Source organism: Flavivirga sp. 57AJ16, assembly GCF_028736925.1.
GTDB lineage: Bacteria > Bacteroidota > Bacteroidia > Flavobacteriales > Flavobacteriaceae > Flavivirga.
In genome coordinates this window covers 135890-155584 of record NZ_JAQZAT010000007.1, presented here as the reverse complement: position 1 = coordinate 155584, position 19695 = coordinate 135890, and the positions used below count along the sequence as shown (strand labels likewise).

The window sequence follows — 19695 nt, the reverse complement described above, 5'->3', positions numbered from 1 at the left end:
ATTAACCGCAATAATAAAAAAAATCATAAAAATTGAAATTAAATTATTGTCAATTTTTATGCTACTACTTTAAGATATTAAAAAGTTAAGGTTAATAAATAACACCTTTTTTAATTTTAGTTGTTATTATAATTAAAACTGTAATTTTATACAGAATACATAAAAAACATTAATATTGGATGCAATATCTAACTTTTTTGGCTTATTATCTTAATAAATTAATAAACTGAAAGATTTTAAATGTATTGCAAACACGCTTAATAACTTGTAAATCAAATAAAAAAAGACTAAAAGCTATTATTTTTTTATAGAAATCAAATTATTATCAAACCTAGTTCTGTCACATCTATTAAAAGCTTAAAATGGTTTAGCTATTAAGCAGCAAGGAAAATAGATTATTTGTAGGTTTAAGCCTTAGCATTCGGCAGTAGAACTTTCTTTATCATTCTTACTGTTTCCATGAGGGCTAAAAAAATAACAATATGCTGTCTAAATATTATTATACAGCCCTGATTTACTCTTCTATCATTGTTTTTTTTAAACCGCTTGAGTTGGGAAATATTTTGCGATTTAGTGCTTATATTGGAAGGTTTTTTTATTTTAATACTCTCATCCTTAACCCTCTTTCCTGCCAAAGCACCCATGTTTAAAAACCCTCAAACGCTATTGGCTGTTTGGGAAATTGCTCATAAAAACAAACTGTTTCTTTAATGCCTTGCTACCATACCATTTAAAAAAACACGACACCCCATCACTGGAGTGCCGTGCAACTAACTCAAAATAATCCAATTTAAGCGACTAACTCAAAAAAACAACTATAAAATAATTTATGATCATTTTAAATCAACATGGTTATTTCAGACTACTATTTTTGTCTCTTATGCCTTAAAGGGAATGATTGCTTTAACTAAAATTAAGATTCATTATCAATCGTTTTCTGTTTTTTTGGATCTATACAAAAAAAATCTGCTTCCCATTCCCTTTGTGGACATTTCAATTATTCCGTTTATTACTTTAAAGGCTTGAACACGATCTCATAGGTTTGTGCGCCATTTAAAATCTTGCCCGCCATTTCCTGAACGTCCTTAGCTACCATCCCATTTACGATGTCCTCAAAATTCTTTGGGTCATCTATGTTGTAGTTATATCTAAAGAAGTTCACAAGCAATGACATGTCATAACCGTTCCTGTCTTTTGACTGTTCACGCTCTTTTATGAAATTTGTTTTGATCTTGCCCAGGTCTTCTGGCCTTATGTTTCCATTGCCTATGTCCTGAAGCTCTCCCTTGACCATTTCCGTAAGCTTATCAGCCAAGTCGGGGTTGCAGTCAAAATTAAAAGAAACATAGGCCATCGGTCTGGGCTCTCGATAAAACTTGGCCATCGCTCTTGGGCTATAGGCCCCTCCTGTCTCTTCCCTGACGGTTTCGGTAACACGTAACTGCAGAATATTACCTAGAGCGCTTGTGTAAATATCGTCCTTAAGAGAGTAAGGCATCTTCTTTTTATAGGCCATGTTCACCGATGCCTTGGGATCTTCCATTTTTAAATAGATGTCCTTGTCTATATTGCTTGACACCCATTCTGCACCGTTGTCCTTAAAGGTTTCTTTTATGTGGCCTGTTGGAATACTGGCCAAATATTTCTCCAAAAGGGGCCTTAGGTCGTTTTCCTTTACGTCCCCCACGATAAAGAACTCAAAATCCGAGGCATCGGCAAAGCGATCCTCATATACGGCCTTGATCTTTTCAAAAGAGATCTTATTTGTGTATTCTTGGTTGAAAATGGCCCTTTTAGGATTGTCTTTTCCATAAATGGAAACTGTTAAGCTGTCCCCCATTATTTCACCGACATCCTGACTTCTTCTGGTTATGTAATTGCTTATGTTATCATTTAGGACATGGAATGCCTGTTCATCAAAACGCGGTCTCACAAAGTACAGATAGACCATTTGCAGCATGGTCTCAACGTCTTTTGTGTTTGATGATCCCGAGACACTTTCGCTGATATCCCCCAAGCCAATACTCACATGGGCCGTTTTACCTGCCAAAACCTTTCTTAGGTCTGTTGCCGAGAAATCACCCAGCCCGGACATCTGGATCAAATTACCCAGCAAACTGGCAGAAGGCAGGTCATCATGGCTTAACAGTGATGTCCCTCCATAACTGATCGCGCTCAAGGACACCTTGTCCTTATCTTTATCAACAAATCTGTAATGTACTTTTATACCATTGCCCAACACAAAAGTAGTGGCTCCAATATCCTTATTTGTTTTGGTGTTTGTTATCGTTCCATCTTTAATATTTAATCCTGACACCAAACTTTCTCCTTGCAAGTCTTCTGTATATGGGCTAATGGCGCCATCGTTTTCTACACTGGATATGATTTCAATAGCTTGGTCTTCCGTTAGATTATCCTGTCCCTTGACCCCTGTAACGTTCAGGTACCTATTGTCCTTGGCGTACAACCGCTTTATGGTTTGGTGGAGCTCTTCTTTTGTAACGTACCCCAATATGTGTTTTGATATTTCATATTCCTTTTCTACGTCCGAAATGGTCTTGTTCTCAAGATAGTTGCTCTGGATGGCTCGCTCTATTTGTCCATGGCCCCTATCGTCCAATCTGGAAATCTGGTTCTCGTAAGAACTCTTTAGCTGTGCAACGACCCTGTCTATCTCTGGCTGGGTGTACCCATATTTTACGGCTCTTTTCACTTCTGTTAAAACTGCACCAAAAGCTTCTTTCTGCTTATTCTCTTTCGGATAAACACTGATGCTGAACACTTTGGAGGTCCTGGACATGGACCTATAACTTACCCCTGCTCCCAAAAAGGGGGCGTCCGGTTTTTGGGCCTGCTCCGAGATCCTTGCCGAGAGCATGCCAATCGCCATGGATTCCAACAGCTGGCGCTTTAGATCCCCGACGGTCTCTTGTCCCAGTGATTTTTTATGCCGAATACCAAAACTGATGGAGGCCGTTGAGACCTCGGGGTCCGTTCCCAAACTGTACAGCATCTCATCATTATCTGGAATATCTACAACAAAACGCTCCCTTTGGTTTTCTATAGCTGGAATTTCCGAGAATTTTTCTATTATTTTCTTTTCAACCTCATCAACATCAATATCGCCTATCACAGCTATAGCCTGTAAATCGGTTCTGTACCAATCATGATAAAAATCGCGAAGTGCCTTGTATTCAAAATTTTCCACTATTGACATTAACCCAATTGGCAAGCGATTAGCATATTTTGAATGATTGAACTCAATTGGCAATGATGTTTTATATAAACGCATCTGACCATTTTGACGGGTACGCCACTCTTCTTTAATCACACCACGTTCAGCATCAATCTCTTCATCGGTTAACAATAAATAATTAGACCAATCCTTTAAAACCGTTAAGCAAGTGTCTATCAATCCATCCTTGGTTGGAATATTACTTAAGTTGTAAACGGTTTCATCAAAACTGGTATAAGCATTAATGTCCTTTCCAAATACTGCCCCGTGTTTTTGGAGTGTATTTAAAATACCTTTGCCAGGGAAATTTTTAGTTCCGTTAAATGCCATGTGTTCTAAAAAATGTGCCAATCCTTGCTGGTCATCATTCTCTAAAATAGACCCTACATTTTGTATGATGTAATAACTAGCAGCATCCTTAACGACATTAGTACTTTTTATGTAATAGGTCATACCATTGGGCAACACTCCTTTTGTTATAGAGTTATCTTCTGGTAGCCGATTGTTATAGTTCAGTGATTGTGACTGTCCTTTTTGACCGAGCCCCAAGAATAATAGAATTGTAAAGGTTAAAATATGCTTCATGATAGTTCTTATTATTTTTCTTTTTTTAGGTTATTTATATAATGATTCAATAGGCAGTAATCCCTATCAATTTTTTGTTAAAATTCAATTCTTTAGTTAATATTCCCATTGATAATATCCAGTATTTTTTCATTTTGGATGATCATCATGCCTTGGCGATCATCTGTTATCCCCTCATGTAAAGTATAAGTATAGGTTGGTACATTTCCTTTTACTATGGTGGGCAGATATTTAAAGAACAATTTATTGTTCGTTTTTCTAAGAGCTTCTCCAGCTTCCATAATATGCGTTGAAATAATAAATGTTCCATTTCTTTTGGAAAAAGCATCAACGATGGCTATGGTTCCATCTGAAGCATCTTTTACATTGGTTCCTTTAAATAGTTCATCAAAAATGACTACTAACTGTTTGTTGGTGGCTACTTCTTCAGCTACATGTTTTACACGTAATACCTCAGCATAAAAGTGACTATATCCTTTTTCTAAATTATCTGGAACATTGATAGAAGTATAAATCCCCTCGTGAATTGAAAATGTCATGTCACTTGCAGCTACCGGAAACCCCATATGTGCTAAATAAACAGCAACACCAAAAGATTTCATAAGAGTAGATTTACCAGCCATATTTGCACCTGTTAAAAAGAAAACATTTTGCTTTTTACAGATGTGTACATCATTTTTGACAGCTCCCGATAAACACGGATGATACATACCTTTTATGTCAATGAATTCCTCTTTTTTATCTACAGCTTTTGCGTAACTAAAGTCTTTTTTTATTGATACATCTGAAACAGTTATATATACATCTAATTCATATAGTTCTTTTAATAAGCCTTCTATTTCATTATGAAACAACCCTCTAAAAATGTAATCGAACTTTAATATATTTTGAAACGTTAAAGGAAATGAAGGGAGCACAGATTGTTCCATAACCAGATCAAAATGTTTACTGCTCAAAAAGTCAGCAATCTTTTTTGCTTTATTGTAGTATGGCGTGTTGATAGATGCTTTTTCAATGGTTTTCATCAAAGGCTTTAACTTAGAAAAAAGGGGTATTGTTTTTTCTAAACCTTCCCGCAATAACTCATATTCCCTATCATGAGCTATAAAATGCAATAGTTTACTTTTGGTGATATTAAAACCAGCAACTATTTTATTTTTAGATTCAGGGCTACGTAGATAATTCTCTACAATTTCAAACTCTTCTTTATCAAAAGGCAAAGACACATTTAGTGTTTCAAAAAATGAAAATATTTTGCTACGTTCATTAATGGCTTCAGCATGGGTTAAAGGTTGCTGAAACATGTTTTCCAATAATCTGCCACCTCCAATAGTTATCGTTTGGTTAAATATGCTGAAGATAGAATTACTTTTATAGCGCCCTAGGATGTTTAAATCATCCAATGTTTGTTTATCGGTTACAAACCCCATTTTTTAATTTTTTAAAATGTCCAAAATCTTTTCATTCTGAATAATGATCATTCCATGACGATCTTCTGTTATACCTTCTTTAATGGTATAGGTGTATTTAGGAGTCTTACCTTTCATTATTGTGGGCAGGTATAAAAACTTAATATTGTCTCTTAATTTTTTCAAATCTTCTCCTGCTTCAACAATATGCGTAGAGATTATAAATGTGCATTTTCGTTTAGTGGCAAATGCTGATACAATGGCCACGGTAGCTTCATAAGCATCTTTTACATTGGTCCCTCTAAAGAGTTCATCAAAAACAACAATTAAACGGTCATTGGTATTTACAGCTTCTGCTACTTTTTTTACTCTGGAAACTTCCGCATAAAAATGACTAAAACCCATGTTTAAATCATCTGCAAGATTAATGGTGGTGAACATGCCGTTTTGGATATTAAAACGCATGCTTTCAGCTGGTATTGGAAATCCCATGTGTGCCAAATAAACAGCAATACTGAAGGTTTTCATAAAGGTGGACTTACCGGCCATATTAGCACCGGTTAAGAAAATCATGTTGTTGTTTTCATCAATAGTAATATTATTGGGTACGGCATTTGGTACTAATGGATGGAATACACCTTGCATCTCAATAACATTCCTGTCATTTTTGTTTATTTCTGCAAAGGCAAAATTTAAATTTTCAGACACTTTGGCAACGGAAATGAAAACATCTATTTCATAAGCATAATGAAGTAATTTTAAAATGTTTTCTTTAATGGTAAAACGGAATAATTGGTCGTACTCAACTGTTTTATCGTATGAAAGTTTACCAACGCTATTTATATCCTTTATAAAAGTTAAATCTGACGAATCTAAAATTTCTTTAACCTTGTTTACATCTTTCAGAAAATTATTTTTTAAAGCTTTGTTTTCTATTGCTGAAACAAAATGGTTTAAATCGACCATAAATTGTAAAGTATCTGAAACACCTTTATTGATTTGTTGATATTCTGTGTCTGATCCAATAATGCTTTCAAACTTACGCTTTACATTATCTTGATGATGGGTGAGTCGTGTGCGTTCGTCGGTATTACTTAAATAAAATTCAATCGTATCAAAAAGGGCATTGTTAAAAGGAAATTCAATCTTTTCTTCTTTAAAGAACCGAATTGTATTTACCCTATGCATAATTTCCTCTTCTTTCGAAGATGGATACTTAAACATATCCTTTAGGATTTCTGCACCACCTCTTGTGTTGGTTTTGTTAAACAAACCGTAAATATCATTGCCTTTATTGTTGCCAATGATTTTTAAGTCACTTATGGTTTGGTTGTCTACTTTAAATGCCATGTATACTTTTTTAAATACTTTTTAGTATGCACCTTTTAATTTTGTTATCTACCTTTTCTGCGTAACCAGATTAGTAAGAAACCAATGGCTAATATTGCAGGAATGATTATTTTAAATAATAAGTTAATAAATGAAATATCATTTATTTGAGTGGAAATTTCATCGTCTGGCGGTGTTGTGCGACGTGCATCTATAGGGATTTCATTGTTTGAAAGCCAATGAAAAATACCAGTTGCCATGTTAAAGTTTCTGGCAGCTATTTCGTTTCTTCTTCTTGAGAGTTCATCATTGCTCAAAAAATCTGCATCACCTAAAATCATAATCCGTTGCTCTTTATTTTCTACTTTTCTATTAAGAGCCAAACCTGTTGTTAGTGGCCCTTTAATTTCACCTTCTTCTGCATTATATTGAGCTATATCGTCAACAAAATCAGTAGTTTGTAACTCGTTCCATGAACCTATTGAATCAATCGTAGAATTGGTCATTACATCTGAATGTAAAACTGGAGTATATTTAAAATTACTTATTTCTTCATAATTAATTCCAACTGCTCCTGGCATTGAGACAACTTGTTCTTTCTCTTTCATTTCTTCAAAATGATAAGAGAGGGTGCTATTTTCGTTAGTTAACTCGCTGGTTATCAAGTCTAAATCGTACCCTTCATTTCTCTCAACCACTTGTCCTTTCATAAATTCAATTCCAAATGGCCTTACTAAAGGGTTCATGATATCCTGCCTGTTTAAATCACAAACTATAAGTAAATTACCTCCTCTGTCCACATACTCATTTAGGTTTTTGAGCTCTTCATCGGAAAAAACTGTTTTAGAATCGGCAATGGTAAGAATGTCTATAGTTTCATTTATGGGTTTTGATAGTGAACATTCGGTAAAATCAAAACCATTGTTTAATAGTGAATGACGAAATGGCTTTTCCATGGTTAACTTATGATAACCACGAGCTCCAAGATCGTTTATACTGCGTTCTTCATGACCTGTAACAAATCCTACTTGAGGTAGTTTCATTGTTAATTTTTTAAATGCTGCAGACATTCTGGATTCAAATGGATGGACACCTACATCGTCATACAATCTTAAATGAACAGATGATCCGTCTTCCAATTCAATTTTTCTTACAAATCGGTTTAGCTCCGATTTTAAATCTATCTCATCACTATAATAAGAAGCAGGTTTAAAAATATCTTTATCAACACCATAGCTTATTGTTATTCTATCTACGGCCTCTTCAAGGGTAAGCCCTTTATAAGTACTATTGTAGTTTTTTAAGGCGCGACCTTCAGGAATAGCATAATAGTACTTGTATTCAAATTCCATGTTAGGATGGAATCTTAAATAAGGAGCGAACTGCTCCAAATCATAATTTTTTGCACTAGGAGCTCCAAAACTAAAATAGTTTCCAAATAAGTTTACATAGGTGGTAACTTTTACCTTACCTTCTATTTTGTCCATTATTTCTTGGCTATTTACAGTGAGTGTATTTACCTTAGTTCGGGTAGCATCGTAGTATTTCATTAAAGAAGGTCTCATACTTAAGTAACCTAAAAGAGCAACTAAAACGAAGACCCCGGAATATCTTAAAAACCCAGTTAATTTAGATTTGTTTTCTCTAATTCCTTTAAATCTAAATATGGTGAATGCTAAAAATAAACCAGTTACTAAAATAAAATACAAAATGTCTTCACTACAAATTAGCCCTTTTATAATATTTTGGGCTCTACCATTAATAGAAAGCCAGAAAGTGATATCCCTAACAAAATCAATGTCCTGCCACATTCTACCGGAATAACTTAAAATAAAGAAGACAGCAAAAGTCCCTATAGCGGCTACAATTTGATATGAGGTAAGAGATGACATAAACAAACCTATTGCAGAGTATGTACACAATACTAAATAGAAACCCAATAAAGAAGTAAATATCAATCCAAAATCAAAGTCTTTTATAACAAAAGCTCCATACACTACTTGGAAAAACATAATTAAAGTTAATGTTAAAGAAAATAGCATCATGGAAAGAAATTTACCCAACACAATTTGTGCGTTTGATACAGGCGATGCGTATAATAGTTTTATGGAACCGGAACTAAACTCCCTGCTCAATAATCCCATGGTAACCAATGGGAGATAGAGGTAAATGTTTGATAAGGAAGTATTAAAAAAGCCACGTCTAGCACTAAATAAACTGTTGGTTAAATCTCCAACTTCTCGTCCTAAAGCAATTGTTCGAACCAATCCATCTATACCATTCGCAAAATATAATCCAGCTTGAACCCCAAAAATAATTAGCACTAACCATGCTATAGGAGAGTAGAACATTTTTTGAAGTTCCATTCTGGCAATTTGAAATATTGTTTTCATACTTTTTTTAGCTTTTAGATTTAGACAATTCGGAAAAAACATCGTTTAGAGAAACCTTTTCAACTCTGATTTCATCCAAATTCCAATTCCTTTTTACACTTTCTTGAACAATACGTTGAGTAGCACCGTTTAAATCAGAAATTATCAAACGATAATTTGCTCCACCAAGCTCTTCCACATTTTCAACGCCATTTATTTCCATCAATTCATCAATAGAAGGTCTTTCCAATAAGCGAACAAATACACTATTTGGAGCCAAATAGTTGTCAAAATCTTCCATTTTCCCTGAAAACACCATCTTTCCTTGTTCAATCATTAGAATATCATCACAAATAGCTTGAACCTCGCTAAGCATGTGTGTTGATAATAAAACCGCATGTTCTTTGGCAATTTCTTTAATTAGCTTTCTAATTTCAAGAATTTGATTAGGATCCAAGCCATTCGTAGGTTCATCTAAAATAACAAACGATGGTTTGTGAATAATGGCTTGAGCTAAGTTTACACGTTGCTTGTAGCCCCCTGATAAATTTCGGATTAAACGATTTTTAAAATGTGAAATAGCACATTTTTCTAAAACTTCATCTACAGATTGTTTTACTTGATTAAAAGGAATTTTACGTAAACGAGCGCAATTTGTAATATATTCGCCCACAGTAGTATCTAAATAAAGAGGAGGGCTTTGAGGCATAAAACCCAATTGCTTTTTTGCCTCAATTGGATTTTTAGACATACTTATTCCATTAATAAATACTTCTCCTTCGGTTTGGTTTAATACCCCGCTCATGATATTTAAAGTTGTAGATTTTCCGGCTCCATTAGAACCCAACAAACCATACACACCCTTAGAGTCTATATTGATATTAATATCTTTAATAGCCCATTGTATGCTATACTTATGGGATAAGTTTTCAACTTTTACTAAAGCATTTTCCATAAAATCTTTTCTAGATTATAATTAATAGTTGATTACTTTATTCAAGTAATGTAAAATGTAAATGAAACTTTTATTATAAATGAAAATCCATAATTCAAAGTATGACCCCTCCTCTATCTCTATATGAAGAGGAGCCATAAAAAGTTTTTATACTCTAATTAGAGTTTATTGAATTATGAACATGTTAACCCATTATGGATTATTTTCCATATTTGGATTTTGGTCAATATATGCTTGAGGAATTCTTAACGTAAGTCGTTCTGGTCTTAAAGTAAATGTTTCCAACACAACCGTTTCCCCATCAACATAATCATACAAATTATGTGTATATTTAACAGTGTTAGCCAATTCTGTGTTAGAATCTACAGACAACCTGCGCATATCGAACCAACGGTAGCCCTCTGTAGCAAACTCCCGAATTCGTTCCTCCAATATGAATTTAATGAGACCTACCTGATCTGAGACAATTGATGCTGGAACTTCTGCATCTGCAACAGGCATTCTTTTTTCTCTTAAAAATTTCACATCTGCAACGGCACCGCTTAAATCATTTAAACGAGCCTTACATTCAGCACGCAATAAGTACAATTCGGATAATTCCAAGCCATAACGCGTGTAAAGTATTCCATATTTTCTTAGGACCCCATTAGGATTAATATCTAAACTATAATCCCCATAAGTATCTGAATATACATTTAAGCGTAAATCACTACTTTCATAAAGAGATGCTGCTTCAGGGCTTAAAACAAGCCCTTCATTACCTGCTCCATTTCCACTATAGGGACCAGAATAACAAACCCTTGCCAAAACAGATTCCTGAAAATCATAAGGGTCATTGCCTGGACCATTAGGTCCATCATATGGACTTATTGGCAAAAACGATCCCCCAGCAGCATATTCTACATTATAATCATAAAGGGATGGCGGGTTTGTGCTTGAACTCAAATCATCAAAAGCTTCATTTAATAAAGGTAAAGCCTCATCAAACCTACCCATGAACATATAAATTTTTGCTAAAAACCCTTTAGTGGCAGGTTTTGTAAAACGTGTGTTAAATGAACGTTCCATTGGAAGATATTCAATTGATGACATTAAATCTTCAATAATAAAGTCATATACTTCTTGAACAGATGCCCTGGTAAAGTTATTTTCATAAATATCAGGAGTTGTTATAATAGGAAAGCCTAAATCACTGGAAGCTGTTGATGCCGAATATGGCTTTGCATAGAAGTTAATAAATTGAAAATATTCAAAGGCCCTATTCGATTTAGCCTCGGCCTGTAATGCCATTTTTTCTGCTTCGGTTCCTTCTTCAGCCCCCATAACTTGATTAATAACCTTATTTAAGGTATATACTCTTGAAAGACCATTTCTTAAATCCCATGCTCTATCATCTTCTGTTGGGTAAATTTCATCTTCCCATTGGAACAATAATTTCGCTTGTATATCATAGCTATAAACATCATGGGCATCAGCAGCTATTTCATCTCCCATCCATCTAGGTGCCTGCCAACCTCCCGTGCTATGAAAATAATAAGTTGGATTATTCAACAATAAATCATAATCTTCAGTAGATCCAGCTACTTGAGAGCCTTTGGGTACAATATCTAAAAAGTCATCGTTACAAGAGACCAATATTGAACATGTTAGTAATAAAAAAAATATTTTGTTGCTATACTTTTTCATGCTTGTGTTTTTAAAATGTAATATTCATACTAAAATTAAACGGGTGGTTACTTGGAGGAAGAGTTCTTGAACCATATCTGTATTCATGAAATTCCGGATCAATTCCCTCATCGTTTTCAGTCCAAAGCAAAAAATTACTTACTTGAGCACTAAAACTCAATCCTTGAATATTTAATTGACTTGTAACCTTCTGTGGCAGACTGTAAGTAAGTGTAACATCACGTAGTTTTACATAAGAAGCACTTAAAACATTGGTGTTTGCCAAAGTATAGTATTGTGTATTACGGTTAATGTAATCATCATAAGAATCGGCATAATAACGTGGTATATCTGTAAACCCTTCGTCTCCTGGTTCTTTCCATCTATTTAAAAAAGAAGTCGATATATTGCCGCTAAAAGAGGTGCCTCCAGTTAATCGACTTGTAAAGAAAGTGTTCACGTCATTTCTCATTACATGTCCAAAATTGTAAATGATGTTTGCTGTTAGTGAAAAATCCTTGTAAGAGAAAATATTTGTTAATCCTCCAGTAACTTTAGGAACCGTACTTCCCATGTACAAGATATCATCAATAGTCAACTCATCTCCAAAAGGGTCTGTGGTTTTGGTACCATCGGAAAGCTCGATTTGAGGATTTCCATTTTCATCCAACCCTCCATAACGATATGCAAATAATGGGTTTAATGAGTATCCTTCTACATAAGGGGCAGATATTCTTCCATTAGTTGTACTGTAATATGAACTTGCTCCCGAATAGGAATCCAATTTATTTTTATTATGACTGAAAACAAAATTGGTAATCCAGTTGAAATTATCTGTTTTTACATTATGTGTTCTAAGCGACAGTTCAACTCCTTTGTTGGTAGCATTTCCAATATTTGAAAGAATGCCTGAACTAAACCCTGTGAACGGATTGGGTCTTTCTGTCCCTAATAGATCTGTTGTTTTTTTCCAATATAAATCCAGACTTCCAGTAATTCTGTTTTTCAATATTGAAAAATCAAGTCCTGTATTTATAGTCTTGGTAATCTCCCATCCTAACTTCTTGTTTGCAGCTCCAGAAAGATTTAAATAATTTCCTGTTACAGGGATAGAGAAAGGTGCTGTTAAAACATCTTGGGAAGTAGCTGTTCCTGCAAACGGGGAATTACCAGAAACACCAAATGTTGTTCTTAATGCCATTTCATTAATCCACTCAACATTTTGTATAAAATTCTCTCGACCAAGAATCCATTTACCACCAACACTATAAGTAGGTTTGTTTTGCGTTGATTTATCGTTGCCAAAAAGATTACTATGATCTCTACGCCAACTTAAGTTAATTCCATATTTATGGTTGAGCAAATAATCCGCTAAAGCAAAAAAGGACGTAAAGCGCGATTTTTCTTCATCAAAGGTAAAAGGAGGTGTTTGATATGCCCCAAAACCTGTAATTGATGGATATATATACTCGTTTGCAGCTGTGTAATAATCTATTAGTGCATAGGTTTGCAGATGCTCATCATAACCTTCTAAAACACTTGTTTTATTAACTGTTAGAGCTTCATTAGCTTCTTGACCTACTTGGATATTTAGAAAATCTTTTTCATTTCGAAGACTTGTAGAATAAATTAATTGATTTCTAACTGTCCAATTATGCTGTTCTATATTAGATGAGATGTATGTTCCGCCTGTAGGTGCTTGTGTTGTACCTTGTGTATTTGGAAAAAAATAGGTGGTTTCTGGCACATATGGCGGCGCCATCGCCATACTTAATATAAATTTTCTTTTACTAAGAGTTTTGTAATCTTCGTAATTAGTAGATGTTCCTGGAGTTGTAATATAACCATAAGTCCCGTGAAAACGCAACCCTTTCATTATTTTAACATCTAAATTACCCGTAAGATTAATGTTCCAATTGTTATTTTTACCATGCTTGTAATCAATTTCCTTTAGAGGATAGTAATCTAAATTAATGCCACCCAATTGTTCGTATTCCAAACGAACATCTTCAGACCACCCGAACATATATGGCATATTTATATCGTTGCCATTCGCATCTTTAAATAACAGATAAGGCAATGCTCTATTACCAATGGAAAGTGAATTTTTTCTACTTGAAACACTATTTGAAATAGATGTATTTAAAGCTATGTTAATATTGTCGTTAAGTTGAAAATCTTGATTTAGGGCTAAATTATAGGTGTTATTTTTAGTTCCTGGTTGGTTGTTTACTAAACTTCTATAGGCTAAAGCTCCATAAAAAGAATAGTTTTTGCTTCCTCCTGATACTGACATGGTATGCCCTAAACTATAGGCATTTCTGTACCAAAGGTCTTTAATTTGATCTATATTATTTATAGATGCTAGACTATCTAAACGTGCATTGGCCTCAGGCTCTGATATAATACCACGATACTGGTCATAAAGTATTTGTTCGTGAGGTGCTACAAACCTTGTTGCCAATGAACCCCAACTGTTAATATCTGGAGCAAAAAGTTCTTTTGCCGTTTGTATATATTGCTCGCTACTTAATACAGGATCGTAATCAAAATCAGGTTTTCCTTGAAAGTTAAAAAAGGTTTTATAGTTAACCTGTATTTTATCATTTTTCTTACCTCGTTTTGTGTTTACTACAATGACACCATTAGAGGCTCTTGCACCCCAAACCGCAGTGGCAGCGGCATCTTTTAATACTGTTATATCCTCAATATCCTCAGAATTTACAATATCAAAATAAGGAACTTGCACCCCATCTACAACATAAAGCGGATTAAAGTCTAAAAGCGGGCTATTTCTTCCTCTAATAATACTGTTTCGCTTAGTAACACCATTACCTATTGGATTTGCAACTTCTGCATCAAAACCAGTAATAATAGTAAGCCCTGGTACTGTGCCTTCTAATCTGCTCACCAAATCTGTATAAGCACCATCTCGGGAATTTAATATTTTCATATCTGGCTTAACATATGAACCCGTAGCACGTTCTTTTTTAAGGGTTTGATAACCAGTACTAATTACCGTTATCTCTTCTAATTCACTGGCTTCCTCTTCTAAAACTACTTTAATATCATATTGATCTCTAATAACAACTACTTGAGTTTTATAACCAAGGTGAGAAAACTGCAAAACATTTTCCGGGTTTGGAATTAAAATTCTAAAACTACCATCAAAATCGGTAGATGTACCTTGTGCTGTTCCTTTTATAAGCACTGTAACTCCTAGAATAGGCATGCCTTTTACATCGACAACTTTACCAATAACAGAAATTTGTTGACTTTCGCTTTTTTTCTTTATGGTAATACGATCATTTACTCCCAATATTATATTAAACTCATTTTTTGGCAAAGTTTTCTGCAACAGCTTACCTACACTTATTTTACCTTGTTTAACTTCTACTTTTGGCGCATCTTTAAATAGATTTGCTGGATAAATGAAACTGTATTTGGTTTGGTCAATAATAATGTTGAAGACCTCGTCTACCGAAAGTATTTTGTCATGGTCTATAGTTACTTTTTCTTGTGCTAGACTATTTTCTATATTGAAACTAAAAACAGTTGTACACAATAAGAAAATAAATGTTCTCATAAACGTTAAGAGTAGCCGTTTTCGAGAGAGAGAACGGGCAATAGTTAATTTAATTTTCATAAATTTGCTTGTGTTAGTTAGACATTGTTTTAATTAATACTTTGAAAAGGGACGAAGTTGATCCATCGCCAAATGTTTGACTTCGCTCTCTTTTTTGTTTTATCGATATATTTGTGTTCTAATACTTTTCTCTTTTTTTAAAAAGTATTAAAATTATTTTTCATTCACTCAAGTGTTATAGTTTTATTATGAATGTTATAATTTTTGATAACTCCAAAACTCTTGATATCATTGAGAACATCAACAATTTTTTGGTTTTTATATAGTGAGCCAATAAACTTGATATCTTCTAGTTCCTTGTTTTCAAATACCACATCCATGTCATACCAACGGGACAATGTTTGCATAATGTTCTTTAAACCCTTGTCCTTAAATATGTATACCCCTTCTTTCCATGCTGTCTCTGGCCTTATCTCAACCGAAGTTACTTTTATCGTATTATTTACTGCGTTATAAACCGACTGCTCTCCCGGTGACAAAGTATTGTTACCCAATTGTGTGTTTATCTCCACTTTACCTTCTACCAAGGTTGTGTAGATATTTGCTTCATTATTATAGGCCTTAATATTGAACTCCGTGCCCAATACCTTTACTTCCTGCTGGTTATGGTACACTTTGAAGTCAGAACCTTTATGCCCTGTACTTGGTGACACATCAAAATAGGCTTCACCATAAACAAGCTCTACCTGCCGGCTTAAGCCGTCGGTAAAACTTACAGGGTATTTTAGTTGGGTTTCGGAATTCAACCATACATTGGTACCGTCCGAAAGGGTTACTTGGAATTGGCCACCTCTTGGAATGGTCAATGTATTATAGTCTATTTCAAATGTACTTTTATCTCCAGCTTCATATACGATTTCTTCTCCGTTGCTTTTGGCGTTTTGGGTTTGGTAGGTTATGCCTTTTTCGAGTGCTACACTTTCGCCTGTTTCCAAAGTTAAGGTTGCTTTGTCTTTACCTGGTTGGATTTGGTTGTTCACGATGATTGGTGATGTCGGTTCGGTAGCATTATTAAATAAGGTGTTTCTCAAGAAGTAGGTTGAGGTCAGGGCAATGATTATGGTTGCAGCAGCGGCGTATTTCCAATATATTTTCACTACTGGAATATCCATTTTAGATCTTAACTTTTTCCAATCGGCCTCCTTATCTATTTGATTTGCTAGATTAAGACGTTGCTTTATGGGTTCATTGTTTGTTAAATTATTTAGAATATATTGTTTGTCTTGATCATTAAACAACTCTGAATTCTGTAGATCTGTAGGTTGCTCATCACGCAATAGCGATGTTGCTACACGTTTAGAAAGTGTTATAATATTATTAAAAATGGAGTTCATGCCACATTGGTTATTTATAGCTATGACGATAAACTGTTCAAAGTGGGTTAAGAAATGGTTAAAAAAAATTGAAATTTTTTGTTTTCAGCCTTTTTGTTAAGGAATTGATTAAAGTAAAAACGCGTTATTTTCATTATGCCATTTTTGTTTTGATACATAAACGAACCAAAAAAGTCAGGGCTGACTTTTAGTTCCTTGAAAATCGGCACCAATTGCTTATCATGCGCATCCCAAAACGCTCAGCTAGGGGGATGCTCCACTGTCCATCACCATCAATTACCTTAATTTTACCACAGAATTAAAATGTAGGTTGGTATTTTCCAATTAAACATTTAAGTCTAATTGGCAGCGTCGAAAATGAAGGCAATAAGAATAAAATAATCTTTTAAGAGGGGTTTGAGACGTTTGTAAGCGATTTTTTTTTGAGCCTTAACCGTGTTGACCGAAAGATTCAACTCTTCGGCAATTTCAGCATTTGAATAATTTTTAATGCTTAACCTTATAACCTGTGCGCAACGGTTTGGGAGGGTATTGATAGCCTCTTCAATAATCTTGGAGGTCTCTAGAATGACTACCTCCCTTAAAAAGAAGGGCTCTGTTTCAAGTTGTTCCATTTCATCTATTGAAAAATGATCGGTTGTTTTGACTCGCTTGCTTTTAAGATAATCCAAGGATTTATTTTTTACTGATGTATACAGATAAGACTTGATGGTGTTTTCATTTTTAAATTCGATTTTGTCCTCCCAAATTTTTATAAATACATCTTGAACGATGTCTTTTGAAACTTCTAGGTTTTCTAAATAATTGTTGGCAAATAGGCACAACGAGGTGTATAGCTTATTAAAAAGACTTTTGTATTCTTTCAAGGTCAACTTATACATTTTGTGTTCTGCGCTTTACAAATGGATTAATCCCCGCCCAAATCTAAATAAAAGAATTCAATTTTTATGAATGTAGGATGATATGTATTCAAAACAGTTTTTGCAATTTGCTTTTAAGGCCCCCTTTTTTTTGCCTGAATAATACTTTTTTGTATAATAATTTAATACCCCCTGCATCTATCTGAGGGGTTAATTATCAAAAAAAAGTAATTAGAACTTTTAGAATATGACTTTATGTTATATTGATTAGCTGAAGCATAGCAAACTTGAACATTCTCATTTTTTATGGCTAATAAAGCAACCGATAATGTTGAAATTTTATTATTGAGAGGAGATATAACAATATTATAATCATCTAGATATTTATCAACTAACTTATCTAATATATTCTTAGTTTCTAAAACATTTTTACATGAAAACTCGAAATCTTCACTGATTAATGAATTGGATGTGTTTGACAGCCTTTGTTTTTTTGCTTAAAGCGAATATAATAACCCTGTTCATCCGAATGTTGGACCTCTTTCCAAATCAATTTATTAATATCTGACCAACGTAAACCAGTCAATGCACTGAATAAAAAAGCTTGCTTTAGAATAGGTATTTCACAATCGGTTTTAGATGCTTTTTTAACTCATCTAAGGTTAAAAATTCTCTTTCAGATTTTCCTTGCTTAAACCCTGTGTTCATCTGTTTTTTCAGAAAAACAATTGATGAAGTTCTTATTCAGATTCTCTTTTACAGAATTTGAAAAACCATGCTCTTCATACTGGATCCCTAAGAACTTCTTGGACCGAATATTCTCAGCTAATAATAAAGTCTTTTTATATTGATTATTAGTATTTTATATGGAATCATACCTGATAAGGTTTCCTTTTTCATCAAATTCTTTATTGACTTCTATTTTCTCTTCAGGTTGTTTTATGGAATCTTTTTTTTGCGCATTAGCAGTTGCACTAAACCGTAAAGAAAATATCAAGAGTATTGCGCTTAACTTTTTCATGATATCTTAGATTGATTTTATTTTTCAGGAAGCTTCAAAAAGCGCTATTGCCTTTTCTACATTTCTCTTTTTTGTAAGATGAATTCGTAACGTATTATTCTGATATAAAGCTGAATTTATATGCTGGTATTGTTTATCGGGTAGTAGAATATCAAAATCAACATATCGCTCATCAGGCTTAAATTGTGATATCTTATTATTAAAACTGAAAGTTCTTTTAGGTTGTTTTATCTTAAGGCAAAGCCTACCATTTTGAACATTTATTTTATAATTTTCTTTTTTTAGAAAACGAGCAGAAATAAGTATACGAATTCCTGTAGTATCGAAATCCATTTTAAATTTTTTAAACCTTAGTGAAGAAAAAGCCTTAGCTCTAAATTGATTATTCTTTTTTTCAATAGTATTTAATGGTTTCATGACTATTTTTTTAAATTATACTTTATTACTTAGTATTCGTCTAAAGAAACAGAATGAAGAATGATGTTTCTATAAAAAAGATAAGACTATTTAGAAGAGTCTCTTAATGAATATTTTTTAGATGATTATCTGTAAAACTTAAATTCAAAACATTTAATTCCCAAAAGAAGCATAGGAAAAATTAACCAGAATAATCTTTGAGTAGATTTTAGTTCCGAAATAAACCCGCAAATAATATTCTTTAGCATTAGTTTGCCTAATACTTTTCCAATTGACCAAACTGAAAACGCGGGTGTAAAGCTATTTTCTCGTTTAATAAATTGCATAATATTGCTATTTTAAATTTTGTTAAAATTAAAAAATCAAAGAAAATATCAAAAGTTAAAAAAAGTTAAAATGTCAGTTTTGAACTGACATCTATCTTTAATCTGAAAATGATTCTTATGGCAACCTCTTTAAAAGGTCTTTTATTATTAACTTTATTTAAGAACAGTATAAACAATTAATGTTATACCAATTATAAGGCTTTAAATAAATACTGACCAATAGCTATAGTGTTTACTATCTGCAATACTTCTCCGTCTTCCGTTTGGCGTCAAGAGTTTAATTTTATCCATTTTCTCTTTTTTCGTTTCTAATTTCTTTAACAACTTCCTCTTTTATTACTCTAAACATTAAAAAGAATAAAAACAACAACATTATAATTACAAAAAATAAAATACTGAAGAAAATAACTTTTAATTCAAATTGATTTAAGCTCAATATCACTTTTAAAATATTTTAATTGCTGTTTAAAGCATTAACCTAATTGCTTCTTTATGGTCATCTATTCAAAATCTAAATCGAATGTAAAAAAAGTGTATAATA

At 33.5% G+C, this 19695-nt stretch carries 11 protein-coding genes; all 11 read right to left on the bottom strand.

From position 1 onward, the window contains the following. Nucleotides 1-1009: 1009 nt before the first annotated feature. Complete coding sequence (locus PQO00_RS09635) at nucleotides 1010-3820, bottom strand: pitrilysin family protein (RefSeq protein ID WP_274184636.1); 2811 nt, start codon at nucleotides 3818-3820, stop codon at nucleotides 1010-1012. A 92-nt stretch (nucleotides 3821-3912) separates the two neighbouring features. Then, nucleotides 3913-5250: a hypothetical protein gene (locus PQO00_RS09630; RefSeq protein WP_274184635.1), complete on the bottom strand. Its 1338-nt coding sequence runs from the start codon at nucleotides 5248-5250 to the stop codon at nucleotides 3913-3915. Between the two features lie 3 nt (nucleotides 5251-5253). Beyond that, nucleotides 5254-6579 (bottom strand): hypothetical protein, encoded by a 1326-nt coding sequence (locus PQO00_RS09625; RefSeq protein WP_274184634.1) that lies wholly within the window; start codon nucleotides 6577-6579, stop codon nucleotides 5254-5256. 44 nt (nucleotides 6580-6623) lie between these two features. Then, entirely contained in the window at nucleotides 6624-8951 is a 2328-nt protein-coding gene (locus tag PQO00_RS09620) for a Gldg family protein (protein ID WP_274184633.1), read from the bottom strand. Nucleotides 8952-8958: 7 nt separating this feature from the next. Then, nucleotides 8959-9885: an ABC transporter ATP-binding protein gene (locus tag PQO00_RS09615; RefSeq protein ID WP_274184632.1), complete on the bottom strand. Its 927-nt coding sequence runs from the start codon at nucleotides 9883-9885 to the stop codon at nucleotides 8959-8961. A 192-nt stretch (nucleotides 9886-10077) separates the two neighbouring features. Beyond that, nucleotides 10078-11571, bottom strand: coding sequence for a RagB/SusD family nutrient uptake outer membrane protein (locus PQO00_RS09610; protein WP_274184631.1), 1494 nt, complete (start codon nucleotides 11569-11571; stop codon nucleotides 10078-10080). Nucleotides 11572-11581: 10 nt separating this feature from the next. Then, entirely contained in the window at nucleotides 11582-15136 is a 3555-nt protein-coding gene (locus PQO00_RS09605) for a SusC/RagA family TonB-linked outer membrane protein (RefSeq protein WP_274184630.1), read from the bottom strand. Between the two features lie 224 nt (nucleotides 15137-15360). Further along, nucleotides 15361-16530, bottom strand: a complete 1170-nt coding sequence (locus tag PQO00_RS09600) for a FecR family protein (RefSeq protein ID WP_274184629.1) — start codon at nucleotides 16528-16530, stop codon at nucleotides 15361-15363. A gap of 338 nt (nucleotides 16531-16868) precedes the next feature. Further along, entirely contained in the window at nucleotides 16869-17396 is a 528-nt protein-coding gene (locus PQO00_RS09595) for an RNA polymerase sigma-70 factor (RefSeq protein ID WP_274184628.1), read from the bottom strand. Between the two features lie 856 nt (nucleotides 17397-18252). Beyond that, nucleotides 18253-18411, bottom strand: coding sequence for a hypothetical protein (locus PQO00_RS09590; RefSeq protein WP_274184627.1), 159 nt, complete (start codon nucleotides 18409-18411; stop codon nucleotides 18253-18255). A 24-nt stretch (nucleotides 18412-18435) separates the two neighbouring features. After that, nucleotides 18436-18828, bottom strand: coding sequence for a hypothetical protein (locus tag PQO00_RS09585; RefSeq protein WP_274184626.1), 393 nt, complete (start codon nucleotides 18826-18828; stop codon nucleotides 18436-18438). Nucleotides 18829-19695 lie beyond the last annotated feature (867 nt).